The sequence below is a fragment of the Lapidilactobacillus luobeiensis genome, from assembly GCF_024345205.1.
Lineage (GTDB): Bacteria > Bacillota > Bacilli > Lactobacillales > Lactobacillaceae > Lapidilactobacillus > Lapidilactobacillus luobeiensis.
Genome location: NZ_BROC01000005.1, coordinates 108435 through 130827, shown reverse-complemented (window position 1 = coordinate 130827; position 22393 = coordinate 108435). Strand labels below are relative to the sequence as shown.

Here is a 22393-nt window from a genome sequence, read left to right as displayed (position 1 = left end):
TACTTGTTGTGTGGTAACTCAATTAGAGGACTAGCAGTCTTCTTTTGTCAATTTTGTCTTGTGGACAATTTATTCTTTTGACTTTGACCTCCCGAGGAAAACTTTACACTAAGACCAAACACGCTTACGGCCATCTAACAATTTAAAGACCTGCTTCAAAAAATCAAAACTATAGACATTCGCAAAGGATAAAGAACTGGAAGCTTGTTTGCCACGAAATTTAATTCACAAAGAGTAGCCATGTTACGGATAGCGCATACAAAAATGCCGCAAAGCATCCGAAAAGGTTTGGCTCCATCCTAATTTTGGAAAATGATGGGTGGCTTCATCGGTAGATCACCGTTAAGCACCTCTAAGAGGCTCTTGTCGATGTCGCGCTAAACCGGCATGGCAGTTCTGGATGTACCCGCTTATATCTGTGCACAAAGCTATCAACGCTGCGGATTCGAGGAGACACTCTGAGCACCACCATAAGCTCTGCGTAGAATTCTGAGCACTGCTCTAAGTGTGTGCCTGGGCAACACGAAGCACTGTTCTTCTCGTATACGGTAACACCGATTTCGGCAAAGTAACGCCGGTAGTGTCTGCCAGCACCACGGATCTGTTCGGTATTGCCACGCCTGAGTTCACGGCTAACCGTAAACTTGTTGCGATAAATCTGCTCGGCGGTTTGAACGATGACAAAAGCAGCTTGATGGAGTGCTTAAAGCTTCCCCCCGTTCGTCTAAACTGAGTTATTGATGTTGTCCTGTCGTGCTAATCTGAGAGTGGGTCATGATGACTCCTTGCTTATATGCATAAGGTGCTTATAAGCAAGGTTATCATGGCCTTTTTGGCCTAGTCTATCAGCTTTTGCACTTCAAGTGTAAATGGCAATCGAAAATGGCATTTCAAAAATGTCGGTTTTCCTACATTTTTTAGTATGATTAGTCTCATGTATTTGAGGAGGAACCAGCATGAGACTAGATGTATACGGAAAGGTTTCAATAATAGTGAAGGATGAAATCAAGCCGAATTTTGCGGCTATTGCCAGGGAGATGGGGTGTGATTATCGGACAGCGAAACGCCATTACGAGCAATCACTTTTAACACAATCAGGTAAGCAGGTCGCACACGCGCCCACAACACAACGAGTAAGCATTCTGGAAGAATATAAGCCACTCATTCAAGACAAGGTGGAGCGGTTTAACGCGTCGGCGATGAGTATCCTCAAATTCATACAGAAGCGCGGGTACACCGGCCAGTACGGCCTCGTCAAGCGATTCTGTGGTCAATTTAGAGAGGAACAGATTCACAAAGCGACAATCCGTGTCGAGCATACACCTGGCCTATCGGCGCAAATTGATTGGAAAGAAGATCTGCGCATGGTTAACAGCGACGGAGAGGAATTCAAATTCAATATCTATCTCTACGTGTTGCCATATTCAAAACTGAAGTACATGACCCTCACCTACGACCGTTCGCAGGACACAATTCTTGAATGCTTGAACAATGCGTTCAAAGCAACAGGTGGTGTTCCCGAAGAGATATGGTGTGACAACGCGAAAACACTCATCAATCATGCCAAGTCCAACTTTGGTCACGCGGTGTTTAACGAACGATTCTGGAGATTCGCAAAAGATGCGGGACTCAATCCAATTGCGTGTCGACCGTTTAGGCCACAGACAAAGGACTGCGTAGAGGCTTTATCTCGCACCACAAAGCGTCTGGCACCCTACAACATGGAATTTACCGCACGAGAGGAATTAATCACATTGGTCAATGATTTGAATGACGAGTTGAATCATGAGGTCTCGCAAGCAACCGACGAAGTACCACAAGATAAATGGCTTTACCAAGAAAAAGAGTACCTACACTCCGTTGCGGAAAACCTATTACGACCGTACTTTAGCAACGATATTCACCGTATCGTGACCAAGGAGGCAATGGTTAACTTTCGGAAGAGTAGGTACTCAGTAAATCCCCGCTACATCGGACGCACCGTCGACATCGAAGTGTCCAATGATGAGCAGTCAATTCATATTTATTATAACGGAGAAAAAATCAGTAAGCACGTCCTTAGTGCTAAACGTCTCAACTACCATCCAAATGACATGATGGAAATTCTAAAGTCAGATTTACTCAGCGACTATTCCAACGACGAAATCCGTGAATATGTGAAGCGACATCTTCAAGAATATGATCAACTTTAGGAGGAACCAAAATGACAAGCCTGAGCCAAACCCTTTTTAGCAACTTGGAAAAATTGGAATTAACCAGAATGAGTGCCTTCTTGCCTAACTTCATGACTGAGATTGAACAAAAGCAACTAACATTCACGGAAGCGATGGTGACCCTAACCAACGAAGAGATTCGTTTCCGCCAGCAACAAGCAGTAGCTCGTCTGATTGAGCGCGCTCATTTTCCTGTATTACGCCGACTAGGCGAATTCAACTTTGACTTCCAACCAAACCTGAATCGAACCCAGATAATGGAGTTCAAGAATCTGGTCTTCCTTGATAACCGCGAAAACATTGTCTTAATTGGGAATCCTGGGGTGGGTAAGACCCACCTTGCGATTGGGATTGGGATTGGCATTGAAGCTTGTGAGCAAGGCAAGCGGGTGTTCTTCACCGCCTGCCACAATCTCCTCGCACAGCTTCGCACTGCGTACGAGAAGGGCTACATCGAGCGGATTATGCGCCGATTTGCCCGGTACGATCTGTTAATCATTGACGAAATTAGCTACTTACCAATCGAACATGACGAAGCCAACCTGTTGTTCCAACTCATTAATGCGAGATATGAACAAAAATCGACCATCATCACTAGCAACAGTGAGTTCTCTAGCTGGGTAGATATTTTCCAGAATCCGACCGTCACAACGGCAATCCTTGATCGCCTGGTTCATCATGTGAGCGTAGTAAAAATCACCGGGAAATCATAACGACTAAATGGTCCTCGGTGAGTGCCAAACACAAGAAGCCCGAACTCAGTATAACGTTTTGCTAGTAAAAAAAAGAAGCCAACACGCTTCTCTTTTTTCGTGGGGTGGCACGTTTGTGGCACATTCCATCAGCACATTATATAATATTGATTTAGCAAAGTGTCCTAAAGGGCAGTTTACACCGCGATTCTGAATTTCATTCGTTTGAGACGTTTATTTCCCGGGAAATAATTTGCAGTTAAAGATGGTTATCGGTTGACAGGCTTACTATTACCAAGTATGATAAAGTCAATTATGAAACGGGAGGTCCTTACTATGACAAATCAACAAAATAATTCAGTTGAATGTTGCGCATGTTGTTGCTTGAACGCGAACTGGATGCATAGTTGGGACCGCAGTAAATCGGTTCGGCGGTGATGTTGCTGAACACAACTGATTTAGTCTGGGATGAACTGTGCATGAAACCATTTCGTGCACAGTTTTTTTAACGCAATTTTTTGTTTTATGTTTCAATTTTATGTTTCAATAGATTGATTGAAGATTTTTAAAAGGTGGAGAAAAAATGACAGGGCGAAAATTAAAAGCAGTAGTCGGTAGTTTGATCGTGGTACTCGGGATCGCGGGGTTAGCTGCTTGCGGGCAAAAACAAGACACTAAGACTAGTAAGACTGCAGAGCAGGTCTTGCGTTTACCCGTAGCATCGCAAATGAATACGATCGATATTTCGGCTTCCAGTGGTTATGGTCAGACAGGGAATATTTTTGAGAGTTTCTATCGTCTGGGCAAGAATGGTCAAGTAGCGCCAGGTTTGGCCAAGTCAGTTAAGACTAGCGCTGATGGTTTGACTTATACATTCACATTGCGCAATGCTAAATGGAGTAACGGTGACCAGATCACGGCGCAGGATTTTGTTTATTCTTGGCGGCGAACGGTGACCCCAGCAACTAAGTCACAGTACGCTTATCTATTTGAAGGTATCAAGAATGCGGCGGAGATCAACGCAGGGAAGAAAGAACCAGCGACGCTGGGGATCGCGGCGCCTGATGATAAAACCGTTGTGGTGCAACTGGATAAAGAGATCCCTTATTTTAAAGTGCTGATGGCTTACCCTTTATTTGGGCCACAAAGTGAAAAAATCGTCAAAAAATATGGTAAGAAATACGGAACGAATTCTAAATATATGGTTTATAGTGGTCCCTTCAAGATGACTGGCTGGAGGGGGACGAACAATAGTTGGCAATTTGTCCGTAATGACCAATATTGGGACGCTGACAAAGTTAAATTAGATAAAATCACTTACGCGGTGGTTACCAACGCTCAAACTAGTTTGGATCTGTACCAAAGCGATAAATTGGATCTTAGTAAATTGTCGAATGAACAAGTTCCTACCTATGAGAATGACCCTGAGTATACCCAATATCCGTACTCTTACGTTAGCTATTTAAGTTATAACTATGAAAGTAGCGATGCTGCGAAGCGGGAATTATTGAGTAATCGTGATGCGCGGTTGGCGATCTCCTTGGCGATCGATCGTAAGCAGTTGACCAAGAAAGTTTTAGGAAATGGTTCCTTGGTCCCAACAGGATTTGTTTCAACGGATCTTGCTAAGAGCCCTAGTGATGGTTCGGATTTCTCTAAGGATCAGCAAACAGCGGGAACGATCGACTATGATCTTAGCGCCGCTAAAGAACACTGGGCCGCAGCTCAAAAGGCGACCGGCACCAAGAAGATCACCTTAACGTTATTGGCAGGAAATGATAATGGTGATGATCCTTCGACCAATATCGTGATCCAGTATCTAAAGGGGCAACTCGAAAAAGAATTGTCAGGGTTAACGATCAAGATCCGCGCCGTGCCATCGACCGTTGCATCAAGCGAACGCGAAGCTGGTAATTTTGATATCGCCTTAGCTGGTTGGGGCGCCGATTTCAACGATCCAATCTCATTCTTGCAGATCCCCGAAACAGGGACCCCATATAACTATGGCAAGTATAGCAATTCAGCCTATGATGCTTTGGTTGCCAAAGCATCGAACGCGGATGCTAATGACGCTGAAAAACGGTGGCAAGATCTGGTGGACGCTAGTCAGTTATTAATGAAAGAGCAAGGCGTTACGCCGTTATATCAAAGCGTCTATTCCTACTTGCAGAAATCGCAGGTCAAAGGGATCATTCATAACACGGCCGGTACGCAATGGAACTATAAGTATGCATCTATCAGTAAATAAAGCATTGACTGTTTAAAAAATAATCTTACGATAATCAATAAACCCGCAAGTGGCTGATCACTTGTGGGTTTATTTTTTGACACTATCTAGTTTTAAAAACTAGATAGTATGCTATAATAACTTTTGACAGAATACTTATAATTATTTCTAAACTGAATCGAGGTTGAGTTCATGTCAACAGCAAAAAAATTATTTACAGCGCCCCAACATCCAACCCGACGCTATCTGGTCTTAAATGAAATCTTTTCGGCGATCACTCATGGTATCGGCGTGGGATTGGCAATTACAGCATTGGTTTTACTGGTGCTCAAGGCTGGTGGGACTCATGATACGTTGAGGATCGTCACGTTTTCAGTCTATGGCGCCTCGCTGGTCGTTTTATACCTTTGTTCGACGCTTTACCATAGTTTGATTTTCACCCGAGCCCGGCACGTTTTTCAAATTTTTGACCATAGTTCGATCTTTATTTTGATCGCAGGGACTTACACCCCGTATACATTGGTCGCGATCGGCGGGTGGCAAGGTTGGACGATGTTTGGCGCGATCTGGGGATTGGCCTTATTAGGTATCTTATATAAGATCTTTGTTGTGGGTAAGCATCCCATTTTTGAGACGGTCCTTTATGTCGTGATGGGCTGGATCGTGATTATTTCCGCGAAGCCTTTAGCAGCAACGATCGGCCAGACAGGACTTTGGTTATTGATCGCTGGTGGGATTGCCTACACCTTTGGCGCCTTGCTTTATAGCATGCGTGGGATCAAATTCATTCATGTGATCTGGCATTTGTTCGTGTTGCTGGGTTCGATCCTAATGTTTTTCTCCGTTTATCTATATGTTTGATCAGTTTAAATCAGGCGCGCTCATGAATTAGCCGGCCTAAAAGCCAGTCATCAGCGGGTTTAAGTGCTAGAGGGTCAAGCGGATCATCTAGTTGACTGGTTGGGATAAGTTGATCATCTAACAATTTTGTTCGTGACTTGTTAGTCAGGTCAATGGCTGAACGGTTGATTTTCCGGTTTAATAGAGACAACAAAGCTCAGCTGGAGGTCTCTAATGAAAAAACTTTTGACTTTGATCGTCACGATAACCGCGGCGGTCGTGGGTGGCTACTTCCTTTATGCCAAATTTGGTCATCAACCTGTTCATGGATTAGTGATCGTGGATCCACAACAAGAACGCTTAAATACGACTTTAAAAACACAACAGCAGGAGATCGCGACTAAGCTGATCTTGACTGCAAAATATCAAAAATCAACCGATACTTTGGTGATCTCGGCGCAACAGGCACAACAGTTGGTAGCTCGAAAAGGCTTGAAAAAGGTCACGAAGAAAGGTAAAGATGATTATCGATTCAAGGCGTTGACGCAAGCGCCGGCGACACTACCGGTGATCTATTCGAAAAACGGCAGCACCGATAAACTCATTGATCAACAGGGTGTTATTTATCGAGCTAAAGTCCGTGATTATGTTGTTTTAGGACAAACATCTGCGTTTACTAAAAATATCTTGATCTTGACCAATTCAGATTTTCAACAGTTCCATGGCACGAAGACTCAAGTAGCGGTGTTGACTTTGAAAGATGATGCGGCAAAGAAAATCAGTAGTTTTGACGGTGAATCACTGCAGATTTTTGATCAAGACTTGTAGGTGATCGGCACGTTTCAAAAAAGACCGGCCAGTGATGATAATGCCTCGGGATTAAATTTAGTTGTTTAATCTGCAGAGAGGATTATCAAAACTGGTCGGTCTTTTTTGCTGGGGTCATCTGGTGGGGGCTAACGTTAAATTATTTATGGAGCTAAGGGTATGCCGCCTTGTTCAGATGGTGTCGATCAGATCAATTGCAACTGTTCACTGAGCTTGATCGCGGGGTCCAAGGATTGCGTGACCGGACAATTGGCTTGTACTAAGCGTAAAGCACGGGTCGCTAAGCCTTGTTTGGCTTCAGGGATCTGGACATAGAAAGTGACGGTCACTGTTTTGAGCGGGTTGACGGAACCGGTGGTAACGCGTTCATAACTGACCGTCGTTTTTTGAAAAGTGAAGGGGATTTTTGAATTAGTGAGGATTTCTTGATAAACATAACTTTCGCAGACAGCAATTGCCGAAACCAGTGCTTGGACTGGGGCATAACCAATGCCCCGCCTAAACGTCCAAGTTTCTGTTTGCGTATTCTGTAATCCTTGTTCGGTTTGATTGAAGGTCAAAGTCTCCATGTTAAAAATCAGATCCTTTCATTAGATGAAATGAGAATTAATGGTGCTGAGAATTAGTAGCTACGGATTCGCTACTCGAGAGGTACCTGAGCCTTGACTTAGCTATGATTGGGGAAGTGGGCTCTTGCTTCTAGGAGAATAGCGCCAGCACAGTTTGCCACGAGATGTTGGGCCATGACGAATACGAATCACTTCTCTATTTTAGCAGGTTTGCGCAGGAAAAGGGCGGTATTCTGATCAAGGACTGTGTGACGCTATAACGGCGTTGTAGAAATTGATTTTGGCTTTCATTAAGCGTAACGCTGGACTGGAGGATCCACCGGATTTTCTTAGGCGAAAGCCACAGTTTTGGCTTGCAAAGCCGTACCAATTCAACTAATCTTAAGATAACGAACACTTAGAATTCGACATGGAGGTTTTTGTATGCAAAAGCATTGGTGGCAAGAGGCTGTCGTTTATCAGGTTTATCCCCGTAGTTTTCAGGATACGAACCGCGATGGCATTGGTGACTTGCAAGGGATCATTCAACATTTGGATTACATCAAGACGCTTGGAGTCGATGTGATCTGGCTCAACCCAATTTACAAATCTCCGAATGATGATAATGGTTATGATATTTCGGATTATCAAGCGATCATGCAGGATTTTGGCACGATGGCTGACTTTGAAGAACTGTTGAAAAAGGCTCATCACCGCGGTTTGAAGATCATGATGGATCTGGTGGTCAATCATACTTCCGATGAGCATCATTGGTTTGCTGAAAGCAAAAAGGGCCGCGACAATAAGTATCGGGATTACTATATTTGGCATGATCCGGTCGATGGGCATGAACCCAATGATTGGCAGTCATCTTTCAGTGGTTCGGCCTGGCAGTTTGATGAGGCTAGTGGTCAATACTATTTGCATCTATTCTCGAAGAAACAGCCCGACTTGAATTGGAAAAATCCTGATGTGCGCCAATCGATTTTCACGATGATGGCGTGGTGGTTGAACAAGGGAATCGATGGCTTCCGGATGGACGTGATCAACTTGATCTCGAAACCGGATAGCTTCTTGCCAGACAGCGCCGGCTATTTGCCGCCAGTGGCCAATGGTCCCTATGTCCACGATTATTTATTGGAAATGAACAAGAAAGTATTATCGAAATATGACATCATTACTGTTGGCGAAACGCCTGATGTGAAGCCTTATGACGCGATCAATTACGCTGGGTTCGATCGGCATGAGTTGGAGATGGTTTTCCAATTCGAGCATATGGGTGTGGATCAGGATCCGAAATTTGGTAAATGGAAGCCACGGCAGTTTAGTTTACCTGAATTGAAACGGATCATGAGTAAGTGGCAGATGGAGTTGAACAATAAGGCTTGGAATTCACTTTATTGGAATAATCATGACCAGCCCCGGGTGGTTTCCCGCTTCGGCGATGATTCCACGCCCGAATATCGGGTGTTATCCGCGAAGATGTTGGCGATCGCGCTACATTTTCTCCAAGGAACGCCGTATATTTATCAAGGCGAAGAACTGGGCATGACCAACGATTATGACTTTAATTCGATCTCAGATTATCGGGATATCGAAGTGGTCAACGCTTATCGCGATTTGGTTGAGCAACGTCATGAATTGACCAATCAGGAGTTCATCACGGCCGCTCACAAAATGTCGCGAGATAACGCGCGGACACCAATGCAGTGGGATGGCTCGCTGAACGCTGGTTTTACTGGCGAAGGCGTCGATCCATGGATCGCAGTCAATTCCAACTATACCGAAATCAATGCGGAGAAGGCGTTGGCTGACCCCAATTCGATCTATTATTTCTACCAACGGATCAATGGATTGCGTCATCAGTATCCTGTGATCGTTTATGGAAACTATCAACTATTGTTGCCTGACGATGAGCGGATCTGGGCTTATCACCGTCATGACAGTAAGCAATCCCTGTTGGTCGTGACGAACTTTAGCGCCGACACGGTTCAGGTTGATTTGCCTGATTTGAAGAATGAAGCGAATATTTGTTTGATCAAGAACTATCCGGATGATCAAGGACAGACGTTACGACCGTATGAAGCCAAGGCTTATTTGTTGGTAAAATAGGTGCTGTGGTAGCAGGTTGATCATTGGTGGTCAACCGACTGCGACCATGAACGTTAGAGTGGATAATTAAAAATTTTTGAAACGCGTGTGCCAGCCAAGGCTAATGCTTGGAAGCTATCCGGGCTAGTTCACACGCTGTTTCTTTGAGAGACTTGCTGATTGTAAGAGCAAGTCTCTTTTGCTATGCGTTCATGGACTTACGTAGCTAATCCTGTGCCGACTTTTGGGAGTAGGCGACATTGCGAGTGTTTAAAAAAACTTGTCTGGTTTTGGGACCGCTTTATTTGAAGGTCGGCTGATCTGCGCCGTATGATGAAACAAAGAGCAGGTGCCGGCGTTATGTCTAGACGTAGCGTTATAACGCAAACGGCGTCGGTGAACACGTTTCAAAACAAATGAGGCGAACGCAATGCATAGCACGATCAAATATTATCCCGATGATCCTTGGCGGCTGTCAGAGGCTTGTTTTGACCCCCGTAATCTAAATAAATATGAATCGATTTTTGCGCTAGGCAATGGCTACTTGGGGACCCGCGCGGCCACGGAAGAATCCTATTTGGGTGAGCAGCGCGACACCTTTATTGCAGGTAGCTTTGATAAGTTTGGCAGTGAAGCCAGCGAATTGCCTAATCTGGCCGATATTTTCCAATTGAAGATCCTCTTGAATGGGCAATTGCTGGATCTGACTAGTGGGACCGTGACCGCCTATTTGCGGACGCTGAACTTGAAGACAGGAGAGCTGACCCGGGAATTCGTGTGGACGATCGGCGGTGCAGCTTATCAGTTCCATTTTTCCCGCTTCGTTTCTTTGGCGAATCGGCATCTTTTGGGAGAAAAGGTCCAGATCACGCCCTTAACAGCGGCGGCGCAACTGAAAATGACGGTGGGGATCGATGGGCAGGTGACCAATCGGGGGACGCAGCATTTCAATGACGATATCAAGCGGCTTTATCCGGAGCACACGTTGCAATTGCTGACCCAGACCAACACCTCGCAGATCAATTTCGTGATCACTTCTAGTCATCGCTTCGACGGCGAAGACTCGCAGATGATCGATGCCAAAACGGCGATGCTCCGGCGGAAACTGGTCTCCACCTACCATTTGACCTTGGCGGCCAAGCAGACCTTGAATTTTGAAAACATTTCGACGATCTACACGTCGCGAGACAATGATTGCGTTTATCATGATCGCCAAAGTTTGCAGCAGCGGGGGCTGGATCAGGCCAAGAGCTTGCGGGACCAAAACTATGATCAACTTGTTCAAGCGTCAGCCCAGGCTTGGCATGATCAAGTTTGGGGGCCATTGCCGTTGGTGATCACCTCCACGGATTTCCGGGATCAGTTAGCGCTAAATTTCGCGCGCTATCACTTGCAGATCATGACACCGGCTCATGACGCCCGGATGAATATCGGCGCGAAAGGCTTGTCTGGCGAAGGTTATAAGGGTCATACCTTTTGGGATACTGATCTATTTATGCTGCCCTATTTTATTTTCACGGCGCCGGCTGTGGCCCGCAGTTTGGTCACTTATCGGTACTTGACCTTGCCTGGCGCCCGACAAAAAGCGGCGGCGGATGGTTACACGGGCGCCCAGTATCCTTGGGAGTCTGCCTGGATCACGGAGGGCGAAACCGCGTCGGTGTGGGGCGCCACCGACATTGTCACGGGCAAGGCGACGAAGATCTGGTCAGGTTTCATTGAGCAACACATTACCGCCGACGTGGCTTTTGGCGTGAATGAATATATCGAAGCGACCCAAGATCAACAATTCGCCCAGGAGATGGGAACGGAGATCATTTTGGATACGGGGCGGTTTTGGGCCAGTCGGCTGGATTGGCAGGGGGCCAAGCAGCGTTATGAGATCCGCGATGTGATCGGGCCTGACGAGTACAAGGAGCACGCCAACAATAATGCCTTCACCAATTACATGGCTCACTGGAATATGGCGTTGGCCTTGGACTTGGTCAAAAAATTGCCGCAAACGGATCCGGCGTTGTACGCTCGCTTGGATCAGCAAATGAATCTGCATAAGTTGCATGAGGATTTGGGGACCAAGTTGCCTTTGCTGTACGTACCGGAGCCTAATCAAGACGAGATTATTCCGCAAGATGACGCTTATTTAAGCAAGCAAAAGATCGACCTGAGTAAATACTTGACTTTGGGCACGGTGGATGAATTGTTTGATCATTTCAGTTTGGATCAGATCAATGAATTGCAGGTGACCAAGCAAGCCGATGTGATCTTATTGCTGTACATGTTCGAGGACAAATTCGCCAAGTCGGTCAAACAGAAGAATTGGGATTATTATGAGCCGCGCACCACCCATGATTCTTCGCTGTCCCGGTGCACCTACACGGATTTCGCCGCCGATCTGGGGTTGGACGATAAGGCCTATTGGTATTACCAACAAGCACGCGATATCGATTTGGGTCCCAATATGAAAAGCAGCGATGCCGGCGTTCATGCCGCTTCGCTCGCCGGGATCTGGTTGATGACGATCTTCGGCTTCGGCGGCGTGCGTTACCTTAACGGCAAGTTGCGGGTCGCGCCGAATTTACCGGCCGCCTGGCAACGGCTGGATTTCTACCTCTGGTGGCATGGCCAAAAGCTACATTTCGTTGAAGACGCCAACCAAGTCACGGTGCTCAACGTCACCGCGACAGCCAACGTTTCCATCTGCGCCAACGAACAAAATTATCCCGTGCCCACCGACCAACCTTTGGTGATCAAGCGGCGTGGGATCAACGAGTAGGGGCACATCGACGCGCGATAGGAATAGGCTTATCACAGACTAATGAAAGCGGTGTCAATAATTGCCAGGTGGGAACCTAAATGCTATGCTGAAAGAGCATTAATCGCCGTACAAATTCGACTCATTTGAATGTGTGCGGGCGTGATCAAGAATTTTGGGAGGGCGAGCAAGTGGCAAATCCATTTGTATTGAAATTGCAGGATCTGAAGAATCAGTCGGCGGCGAATGTGGCGACGATTTTCTCACAGGGGAATGGGAGTTTTGGCGTGCAGGCGACGGATCCGTTGGTGGCCAGCGCGGGCACGATCATCAATGGGTTCTACGAGCAGGCGCCGATCACTTATGGCGAGACGGCTTACGGCTACGCCAAAAATCACCAAACGATCATCGCGTTACCGTCATTGCGGCAATTACAACTTGAAGATCAGGCGGGACGTCCGGCGGTCAGTTTAGGCGCGCAGAGTGTGGCGTTGGATATGGCCACTGGGATTTTGACGGCGGTTTATGGCGTGAGCTTCGCGGCGGCTGAACCGGCGGCGTTGACGTTAACGGTGCGCTCGCTAATTGGTGAGGCGGATGCTGATCTATCCGCTTATTTATTGGATTATCAGGTGAAATCGTTGACTTACCAAGGCGAACTGACGTTGACCAAACCAGGGTTGTCCTTGGCTGCGGCAGCGGCGGCCGCTGTGGATCCTGACGATCCGCGGGTGGTCGATCGGGGTAGCCAATTGACCAGCGCAACTTTGGCGTCGACTGCGCAGACGCTCACGCAGACTGTCACGACGCAAACCAGTCAGTTAACGGCCCAGGTGCAAATGGCGGGGATCGGGACCGACTTGCGCCGGGTGGTGCAATTATTGCCTGGGGCGCAGCTTGAGCTGACTTATTTGGCCCAACTTGATTTCGGTCCGCACCGGGAGTTACTACCCGCGACGGCTGCGACAGTCACAGCGTTGCGGCAACGAACGGCGACGTACTGGCGTGATTTCTGGGCGGCGGGTGAAGTCAAGATCAGCGGCGATGAGCAATTGGATCGCGGCCTCCATTTCAATTTGTATCAACTGTGTCAGTCGGCGAATCGGACCGGCGCGTACAGTATTGCCGCAAAGGGCGTTTCTGGACCAGGTTACGAGGGTCACTTCTTCTGGGATACGGAAATGTACATGCTGCCCTTCTTCACCTACACCCAGCCGAAAATCGCTCGGGCCTTGCTGAAGTTTCGCTATCAACAACTGCCTCAAGCGCGCCAACGTGCTCGGGAGTTGGGTGTGTCAGCTGGGGCGTTGTTCCCTTGGCGGTCGATCAACGGGCAAGAGGCTAGCGCCTTTTTCCCAGCGGGGACGGCGCAATATCATTTGGACGCGGACATCGCTTATGCGGTGGGACTTTATTATGAAACGACCTTAGACGACCCCTTCATGGCGAAATACGGCTTACCGATCCTTTGGGAGACGGCTCGCTTTTGGCAAAACTTCGGGGCTTGGGGCGAACGCAACGGACAACGGTGCTTCATGTTCCATGATGTGACCGGGCCTGATGAATACACGGCGCTGGTGGACAACAATTATTACACCAACCGCTTGGCGAAACATAATCTGGAATTGTTCCTCAAATACTATCCCCAGTTTCAAGCCTGTGCCCAACTGCCAGTGACGGCAGCCGATATGACGGCCTTGCAGGAGATCGCCGCGGGCATTTATTTGGGCTTTGATCAACAACGGCAGTTAACGCCTCAGGATGACACCTTCTTGAACAAGCCGCTGTGGCCGCTGGCAAGTACGCCTGCCGCCAACTTCCCCTTGCTGCTGCATTATCACCCGTTAACGATCTACCGCTACCAAGTCAATAAGCAGCCGGACATGTTGCTGACCAACTTGCTCTTCCCGGGTGAGAAGTCACCGGCGCAACAGGCCCGCGATTACGCCTATTATGAAAAAGTCACCACCCATGACTCCTCGTTGTCCCGTAGCGTCTTCGCCGTTTTAGCGGCGCAGTTAGGTTATGATGACGCGGCTTACCAATACTTCTTAGATTCAGCGCTGCTAGATCTGACCGACTTGCAGGGCAACACCAAGGACGGCCTGCATATGGCCAATCTAGGCGGCAGCTGGCTAAGTGTGATCTACGGTTTTGCCGGAGTTTCGCTGCAAGACGGCCTGCTCCACATCAATAATCATTTGCCGCAGAAGTGGTCCGGGCTGACCTTCCGCTTGAAGATCGCCGGCCGCCAGTTACAAGTCCAGCTAACCAAGGACCAAACAACCGTGGAACTTCTCAGCGGCGCGCCATTAGAAGTCGTGATCGCCGGTCAACCAACGACGCTGGCGGCGCAAGTCGAGTAAGAACAACAGAACAACTGGCGGTCCAGGCTTGATTGAAATTTGTTTCCCTGGGCCTAGGATTTTTGGTGTTGAAAGATGATTTCACACTAGGAGTTCTAGATCTTTTCCTAAGCCGGTTCTTTTCAGAAAAAATAGTCGAAACACTCACACTGTTTTCTGAAAGAAATCAAACCAATCGCACACAAAAACACACCAGCGGGCAACTGGTGTGTTTTCTTATCTATGGGGTTTGTAGAGGAGAAACTCTACGCTCATTCTTGTCTTTGGAGGAGTAAGAATGAAATGAAAAAGTTGGGTTATTACTATGGGCTAGCTTCAAAGGAGGGGTAAGTCCTTCGAAGCTATGAGTACAATATAACCGCAAAATGTGAAGAAAGTTTGACGTTAGCCTTAAGGAAAGGTAAATCAGACCTAGGACTGAGACGGTTTCCGTACAATGACCGATATGAAAATAGCTGTTAATCCAAATTGGTTTTATCTAATAGGTCAACTAAGGTCAAAGCGGTCGTTGGCGCTTCAGTGAGTTTTGCGATCAGCGGCCGTTTGTCCCAAATCCGCGTTTTACTTTGTCTAAATCGTAAAGGGGGTCCTTGGGGCAAGCTGATCAACTCAAGCGTGCGAAAATGGTCGTCCTCATTTGGCTCGTCAAGGGTAAAACTAAGCCGGATCTCGGCAGGTGAAAGGGATCGGATCCGTTGCTGGGCCGCTTGGCTAGCCTGAGGTGTGGACCAAATCTCCTCATCAAGCAGCATGAAATGATCAGTGGTCGTGGTGACGGTCAGGTCAAGTGGTTGGCCAAGATGGTGGTAGTAATGAAAATACTGAAAAAGCGTTTCTAGCGTGTAGCTGGGTGGCATTGTTATCATCGCGCTCACTTTCATTGAGTTCACAGCCAGAGAATAAGAAAAAACACAATAAAAATGCATTGACTTCAGTATAGGTAACCTTTTTGAGAAAGACAAGCCGGGGATATTTAGTGATGCTACCCCTTTTTTCCAGTCCAATGAAGCAGTTTCACTTTTTGGAGCTGAGATCAAACAAGAAAAAACGTTCGTTGCCGCTTGATCCGCTTGAATTACCTAAGGGCTCTCAACTAAGCTGGAGTTAACGATTCTATTTTTCAAACGAAGGGGCAATAAAATGGCGGAAGTGGTTGTTGGCTTATTTGCTTTAATGACATTGGTGGTATTTTTATTAACTAAATTGGACTGGCGATCGCGCCGACGATCCTTTGAGATCGGAGCGATCGGTTACATTATGCTCGGCTTGGTCTTATTCGCAATTCTGGTGTTCTTCGCGCCGGTCGCAAAGCAACATTTGATCGCGGTGGATTTTGGTCTCTTATTGATCGGGACGTGGCGCTGTTTGCATGATCAACAACGTTAGTGGTCTAAGCGTCAGCTTGACTTGATTGAAAAAGTGCCGTTTCTATATTTGCCTGTTCCGCTTGATTGCAGATGTAGTTGGGTTTGGTGGGGACGCAACCGCCTCAGGGCGTTTGTAGTGGCTGGAACGCAGTGGGCATCGTTTGAAGCCAATCCGCAAAAGCAGCGGCTTGTCTTCAAATCGAGCCTTTGTATAAGTGGCAAAGCCACTAAGACAAATTTCACTGCTGAGCCACACGCCCTGAGGCGGTTGCTGGTCAGAATCGAGCTTATCTGCAATCTTGGCGAAGCAGTTAATAAAGTGCTTTTGCTAGTGTGGCGGTCAAAATTCTATCACTTCAATTGGTGAAAAATCTCTGGCTAGTTGTCTCGACCGATTGTCCAGACTAGTACGATACAAGTTCGGTGATACGCTATTCAGTTGCTGGTGATCATCAAGCTGATTGTTACGTTGTGACTACTAGCCATGGTCATCAACTACGTGGGAATCCGTCAATTTACACGAGCAGGTAGAGTGGCGTGGCAGCTTAGTTTGCCTAAAACGGTTGAGTGGGCGGAGTGGAGTGTGGCGGGTGAGATCGCCGTGTCGTTATTCTTAGCGGCTTTGCCGCTTAGAATAAGGCTCAGCTTTGAGATTCGCGCACTTTGCGAAGCTCAAAGTGATGCCCACAGCGAGCTCATCCGCCACACGCAACGCATCCCGCGGCCAAGATTGGAACGAAACAGCCGACCATAGCGAGTTCACACCCAAACCACGCAGTGGAAATTACGGCCAGAATACAGGCCCACAGCGAGTTCACCCGCCACACGCAACGCAGCCCGCGGCCAAGGTTGGAACGGGATAGCCTGCTAGCGGACTTGTTGACCAGTTTAAGTGCACAGTGCTTGTAAATTTCAGCTAAATCAGGTAAGCTTTTGCCATTCGAGGGAGAGGGGTTGGTGCCTGTGTTAATGGTGCATGACCTAGTAAAGAAGTTTGGTACGATGACAGCGGTGGATCATGTTGATTTCACGCTGGATCCGGGAGAGATTTTAGGCCTGATCGGGCAAAACGGCGCTGGCAAAACGACGACTTTTCGGATGATCTTGAACTTTATTGAACCTGATCAGGGTCAGATCCGCTGGCAAGGGCAGCCATTTACCCAGGCTCAGTATAATCAGTTGGGCTATTTGCCTGAGGAGCGTGGTCTGTTTCCGAAAATGACGGTGATGGATCAGATCACTTATTTCGCGGAACTGCGGGGCATGAAGCGGGCGACGATCCGAGCGGAAGTACCGCGTTGGTTGGACCGGTTCGCGGTCAAAGCTAAGCCGACGGATAAGATTCGTGATTTATCCAAGGGTAACGCGCAAAAGGTACAGTTGATCGCAACTTTGATCCATCATCCAAAGTTGATTATTTTGGATGAACCGTTTAGTGGCTTGGATCCAGTTAATGTTAGTTTGTTGCGGGAAGGCATGCTGGACATGAAACGCGAGGGCGCGGCAATCATTTACTCGGATCACAATATGACCAATGTGGAACAGGTCAGCGATCAGTTGGTGATGCTGCGTCAAGGCGAAATGGTTTTGAATGGGACCGTGGATCAGGTGCGCCAGCAATTCGGGCGCATCAAGGTTTATGTGGAAACAACGCTACCGCAAGAACAGTTAGCGGCGATCCCTGGCGTGGTTCGGATCACGCCGCGGCGTCACGATTTGGAGTTGACGCTGGCGGATGAAGCGGTGGGTCACGAGGTGTTCAAGTTAGTGACGGCGCAGGGCTATTTGCCGGAGTTTAGCCAACAACCGCCAACGCTAGAGGAGATCTTCAAGTTGAAAGCGGGTGCGGACCATGAGTAAATTTCGAATTGTTTTTCGCCAAGTTTATTTGAAGAATTTGAAAAGTGGCACTTATATTTGGATGGTTTTAGCGCCACTGGTCTTTCTGCTGATCGGCGGGGTGATCACGATCGGCATTGTCAAAACGCAGCAACCAGTGAATGTGGCCTTGGTCACGCCGCAAGCCGAGTTAGCGCCACTGGTGGCCAGTTTGCCTAAGAAAAACGACTCCTATCAGCGGGCGACTAAAATCACCACGGAAGCGCAGGCCAAACGAGCGTTGAGTCGCTCAAAAATAGATGGCTACGCGGTTTTGACCAGTCAGAATAATCAGATGAAAGTTAGCTACGTTAGTCGCGCCAGTGGGCAAGGGCTGCCATTTTCTACTCTGGACGCGCAATTCAATCAATTGAGCTTGCAGTATCAGGCCGAGCGCTTGCAACTCAGCGGGGCCGCCTTGCAGACGTTACTAGCGCCGATCAAGACCACGCAGACCACGGTCGCTTTCAATGATCGAGGCAAGGCCGAGAAACGCGACAATAACCAGCAGGTGGTCAATACGATCGTGGCGACAGCGGTCTCGGTGTTGATGATGATGTTCATTATGATGTACGCGGGAATGATCGCCAGTGAGGTCGCGGCGGAAAAGGGCACGCGGATCATGGAAATCGTCTTATCCAGCATCAACGTCAACACACAATTCATCGGCAAGATCGTGGCGATCCTGGCGCTGATCATGACTCAGCTCGGCGTTTATGTGGTTTTGGGTTTGGTGGGCAAGCCGCTAGTGACCCACTTCCTCTTCCAAGAATTTCCCGCAGTCAAAAGCATGCTGAGCAACTTTCAATTGCCAGGTTTGGCGGCGGGCCAACTGGTACTGACCGGGCTATTTCTGATCGTTGGCATTATGACCTACACGGTTTTGGCGGCGATGCTAGGGTCATTGGTCTCCTCGGTTGAGCAGGCGCAACAGGCGATCACCCCGCTGTCAATGGTGGCGGTACTCGCTTATATCTTGGGCATCATGGCCGGCAATGGCATCAACAACACTCTGATCAAGGTGACTGCCTTCGTGCCGCTACTTTCACCGATTTTGGCGCCTGCGCGCGTCTCCGCCGAGGCGATGAGCGTTAGCGCCGGTTGGCTGTCACTGCTGATCTCCGTCGTGGTGTTGATGCTGCTTTACTACGTTTCGCTGATTTTCTACCGGGCCAACGTGCTGGTTTACTCCGACAGCAATCTCTGGCAATCGTGGCGCGCATCTTGGCGGATCTTGACCAATCGTCAGCGGCAGAGTCGGCCTTGATTTGCATCCATCGTTGACAAGAACCATATTAGAAAAATAGAGCGGATCCGTTTTCCCGCTATGCATGGCGCATGGTTGGGAAAACGGGTCTTTTTTTTCTTTGCAGGTGTGGGTGGGTTTGGTGGGGACGCAACCGGCTGGGACTGCTGTTGCGGACTGGAACGTGGTGGGCGTCGTTTGAATTGATTGGAAACAACTGGTTCCTATTCTTGATCGTCCACTGGATTTCAGGTATGGGTGGGTTTGGATGTGAATGCAACCGCCTCAGGGCGTTTGTAGTGGCTGGAACGCAGTGGACGCTGTTTTGAGCCAATCCGCAAAGAGCGCGGCTTGTCTCAAAATCAGGTCTTTGTCTAAGTGGCAAAGCCACTAAGACAAATCTCACTGCTGAGCCACACGTCCTGAGGCGGTTGCTAGGCAGAATCGAGCCTATCTGCAATCAAAGTTGGGTATCTGACGAAGTGGTTTTGCGAGCTAGCGGTCAAACAATTGCCCACTTTTGTGGTGGTAAAGCAATACCAACGGATTTAGATTAGAAGGTCGGGACATTTTGTGTAGGCTGAACATCTCTACTTGTTTCCTTAACAATTCTTGGTGAAAACGACCGATTCAGCTGATTCGTCCAGAACTTGCCTAAGTTCATCAAACAGACTGCGCTGGTGTCGCCAATTTAAAGCTGGTGACCACTAACCACGGTCGTCATTTTCGTGGTTCTCCATCAATTGACCATAGCTTGTCGGTTGGCGTGAGTGCTCAAACGATTGTTATAATGTTGAGCGGCTGGAGCGGAGAAATTCGGGGGTGAGATCGCCGTGTCGTTATTCTTAGCGGCTTTGCCGCTTAGAATAAGGCTCAGCTTTGAGATTCGCGGGTTTTGCGAAGCTCAAAGTGATGCCCACAGCGAGCTCACCCCGAATTTCGCAGCGCAAGCTGCGGACATCATACTTTCAACTCGCTCAAGTGATACCAACTCAAAATCGATCTGGTGTCAATGATTTGACATCTAGTTTTAAAAACCAGATAATAACGATGAAGCGTTATTGGAGGTTGACCATCATGAAAATAGCTATTTTAATTGTGTTGATTCTGGTCGTGGTGTTCTTGGCCATCGCCGCTTGGAAAACCTATACGATTGCGATCCGCACGACACCGAAGCAAAAGCAAGCCTATATTGACCGCTCTTGGGCCCAAGTCAGCGCCGCAGATCGCCAGTGGTATCAGCAACAGGCTTGGCAAACGTGGCAGATCAAGAGCGAGGATGGCCTGCAGTTGGTGGCGCGCTTTCTCCCGCCAGCAACACCGGATCGCCCGATCGTGGTCCTAGCGCATGGCTATCACCACACTCATCAGCAAATGATCCCCTACGCCCGTTTGTATGCCCAGTGGGGTTGTGGGCTGTTGTTGCCAGACAGTCGTGGTCAAGGCCTGAGTGGCGGGTTCAACTTGGGCTTTGGCTGGTTGGATCGCCGCGATTATGTGGCTTGGAGTCGGGAGATCTTGCGGCAACGTGGGTCGGCGACAGCAATCGTGTTGGCTGGGGTCAGTATGGGTGGCGCCACTGTTTTAGCGGCCAGCGGCGAGGCCGATTTGCCGGCGAACGTTCAGGCGATCGTTGACGATTGTGGCTTCGATCATGTTTATCCGCAAATCAAATTGCGGGTCAGTGGAAAATATCATTTGCCGCAGGAGCCCACAGTTTGGTTGGCCAGTTTGTTGACGCATCATTTTGCCCACTATCGGTTGCAAGAAGGCGACATTGCTAGCCAAGTCGCGCGCAGTCACACGCCGACTTTGTTCATTCATGGTGATCAAGACGATTATGTACCAATCGCGTCAGAACGGCACATGTACAAAATTTGCCAAGCGCCGAAAGCGGCCTATATCGTTCCAAGAGCAGGTCATACTGCCGCATTTGCTACGGATTCAGCACAGTATGCTGCTCGTGTAAAAGATTTTTTAAGTCGTTATGTGAGTGATTTCTCTTAATGCCAATTTTGCTCTGACCACAGATCGTTCGTCTTTTGTGCGCAAAGTTGACCGCGAAAGCCCGTGACTGATCGCCTTATTTTAATAATTACTGAACTAATCGCACAATCAGTTAATTGTGCGATTTTTTAAAAAGTGATTATTCACAAAAAACTGTATTTTTCGCAGTTTCAGATAGTTGCTGAATGGGATTGGATGTGGAATAATGACTCGTGGTACAAAAGAAATGATTATCTTTGGGAGGATTATGAATTATGGATTTTGGCAAAGTTTTAGCTGAAACTTTCACCAACATGAGCATCATCAGCGCCATCACGTCGACGATCTTCATTATTTTGTTGGGCTTTATTCTGAGAAAACGTAATATTTTCACAGCCCAATTTGGGAAAGTTTTGACCAAGGTCGTGTTGTCAGTGTCACTGCCAGCGTTGGCCTTCAACTCATTTATGGCACCGATCGATCAGAAAACGTTACGTCAGGGCATCAACGTGTTGATCTTCGGGATCGTTGTTTATATCGTTTTGATTTTCGTGACTAAGTTAATGTATCTGCGCTATCCAAAAGAAAAGGGCGATGTGCTCAGTGTCTTGACGACATTCGGTTCGACCACGTTCTTCGGGATCCCGATCGTTTCGGCGATCTATGGCGTTAAAGGCGCGATGTACGCGTCGATCTTCAACATTGGTTACCGGATCTTCTTATATTCGTACGCGTATATCAAGATGTCTGGCTTGGAAATGGATAAGAAGAACATTAAGAAGATGTTCCTCAATCCAATCGTCATCGCGACCTTCTTAGGCTTGTTCCTGTGGATCTTGCAACCTTACATGCCACAAGTCAGCGCCATGAATGTGGCCACACAGAAAATGAGCCAAGTTGCCTTCTACCGGATCGACCAAACAGCGCTGTGGCTGTATAAGCCATTGACTTACTTGGCAGGTTTGGCGTCACCGTTAGCTTGGTTAGCGATCGGGTCGACTTTGGGCGAGATTACTTTCAAGGACGCGGCTTCCGACAAAACTTCTTGGTACTACACAGCTATGAAAGTTATTGTTGTGCCGGCGATCAACTTGGCTTTGTTGCTGATCCTGACCGTGACGCATATCTTACCTGTTGACCAAGTTGCTTTGGCGACGATCTTGATCATGATGGCCACCCCAACAGCCGCAGTCGCGTCATCTTACGCGATTGGCTTCGATCGAGAAGCGATCATGGCCTCCAACGCCTCGTTGCTGTCAACGATCGGCGCGGTGGTGATGATGCCGATCTGGATTGTGATCATTTCCATTATCAACGCGACAGGTCTATTCTAGAGATGGCTCAAGTCGCGACCAGCGC

15 protein-coding genes are annotated in these 22393 nt (G+C 48.0%); 13 read left to right on the top strand and 2 right to left on the bottom strand.

From position 1 onward, the window contains the following. Positions 1-956 precede the first annotated feature (956 nt). The 5 genes from istA (at position 957) to OCU21_RS03155 (ending at position 6800) form a co-directional block, all read left to right on the top strand. Entirely contained in the window at positions 957-2192 is a 1236-nt protein-coding gene (istA, locus tag OCU21_RS03175; protein ID WP_261806061.1) for an IS21 family transposase, read from the top strand. Positions 2193-2203: 11 nt separating this feature from the next. Next, positions 2204-2926, top strand: coding sequence for an IS21-like element helper ATPase IstB (istB, locus tag OCU21_RS03170; protein ID WP_261806060.1), 723 nt, complete (start codon positions 2204-2206; stop codon positions 2924-2926). A 562-nt stretch (positions 2927-3488) separates the two neighbouring features. Next, positions 3489-5153, top strand: coding sequence for a peptide ABC transporter substrate-binding protein (locus OCU21_RS03165; protein WP_261806059.1), 1665 nt, complete (start codon positions 3489-3491; stop codon positions 5151-5153). Positions 5154-5324: 171 nt separating this feature from the next. Continuing rightward, a complete protein-coding gene (trhA, locus tag OCU21_RS03160; RefSeq protein WP_261806058.1) occupies positions 5325-5993 on the top strand; it encodes a PAQR family membrane homeostasis protein TrhA in 669 nt (222 codons plus the stop codon). Positions 5994-6206: 213 nt separating this feature from the next. Beyond that, entirely contained in the window at positions 6207-6800 is a 594-nt protein-coding gene (locus tag OCU21_RS03155; protein ID WP_261806057.1) for a lipoprotein BA_5634 family protein, read from the top strand. A gap of 185 nt (positions 6801-6985) precedes the next feature. On the opposite strand, the gene OCU21_RS03150 is transcribed toward OCU21_RS03155, so the two are convergent. After that, positions 6986-7369: an OsmC family protein gene (locus OCU21_RS03150; RefSeq protein WP_261806056.1), complete on the bottom strand. Its 384-nt coding sequence runs from the start codon at positions 7367-7369 to the stop codon at positions 6986-6988. 423 nt (positions 7370-7792) lie between these two features. Between OCU21_RS03150 and OCU21_RS03145 the strand changes: the two genes are divergently transcribed. The 3 genes from OCU21_RS03145 to OCU21_RS03135 all read left to right on the top strand — a co-directional run bounded on the left by OCU21_RS03145 (position 7793) and on the right by OCU21_RS03135 (position 14557). Next, a complete protein-coding gene (locus OCU21_RS03145) occupies positions 7793-9460 on the top strand; it encodes a glycoside hydrolase family 13 protein (RefSeq protein ID WP_261806055.1) in 1668 nt (555 codons plus the stop codon). 409 nt (positions 9461-9869) lie between these two features. Beyond that, complete coding sequence (locus tag OCU21_RS03140; protein ID WP_261806054.1) at positions 9870-12212, top strand: glycoside hydrolase family 65 protein; 2343 nt, start codon at positions 9870-9872, stop codon at positions 12210-12212. Between the two features lie 170 nt (positions 12213-12382). Further along, positions 12383-14557 (top strand): glycoside hydrolase family 65 protein, encoded by a 2175-nt coding sequence (locus tag OCU21_RS03135; RefSeq protein ID WP_261806053.1) that lies wholly within the window; start codon positions 12383-12385, stop codon positions 14555-14557. A 458-nt stretch (positions 14558-15015) separates the two neighbouring features. Here the strand turns inward: OCU21_RS03135 and OCU21_RS03130 are convergent, their stop codons facing one another. Continuing rightward, positions 15016-15423: a hypothetical protein gene (locus OCU21_RS03130; RefSeq protein ID WP_261806052.1), complete on the bottom strand. Its 408-nt coding sequence runs from the start codon at positions 15421-15423 to the stop codon at positions 15016-15018. A 274-nt stretch (positions 15424-15697) separates the two neighbouring features. Here OCU21_RS03130 and OCU21_RS03125 point away from each other — a divergent pair, with 274 nt between their 5' ends. From OCU21_RS03125 to OCU21_RS03105, 5 genes are all read left to right on the top strand, one after another. After that, positions 15698-15943, top strand: coding sequence for a hypothetical protein (locus OCU21_RS03125; protein WP_261806051.1), 246 nt, complete (start codon positions 15698-15700; stop codon positions 15941-15943). Between the two features lie 944 nt (positions 15944-16887). Then, a complete protein-coding gene (locus OCU21_RS03120) occupies positions 16888-17784 on the top strand; it encodes an ABC transporter ATP-binding protein (protein WP_261806050.1) in 897 nt (298 codons plus the stop codon). Further along, positions 17777-19069: an ABC transporter permease gene (locus OCU21_RS03115; RefSeq protein ID WP_261806049.1), complete on the top strand. Its 1293-nt coding sequence runs from the start codon at positions 17777-17779 to the stop codon at positions 19067-19069. The genes OCU21_RS03120 and OCU21_RS03115 overlap by 8 nt, the downstream gene beginning before the upstream one ends. 1056 nt (positions 19070-20125) lie before the next feature. Next, entirely contained in the window at positions 20126-21055 is a 930-nt protein-coding gene (locus OCU21_RS03110) for an alpha/beta hydrolase (RefSeq protein WP_261806048.1), read from the top strand. Between the two features lie 254 nt (positions 21056-21309). Further along, on the top strand, positions 21310-22368 hold the full coding sequence (locus OCU21_RS03105) for an AEC family transporter (RefSeq protein ID WP_261806047.1): 1059 nt from the start codon (positions 21310-21312) through the stop codon (positions 22366-22368). Positions 22369-22393 lie beyond the last annotated feature (25 nt).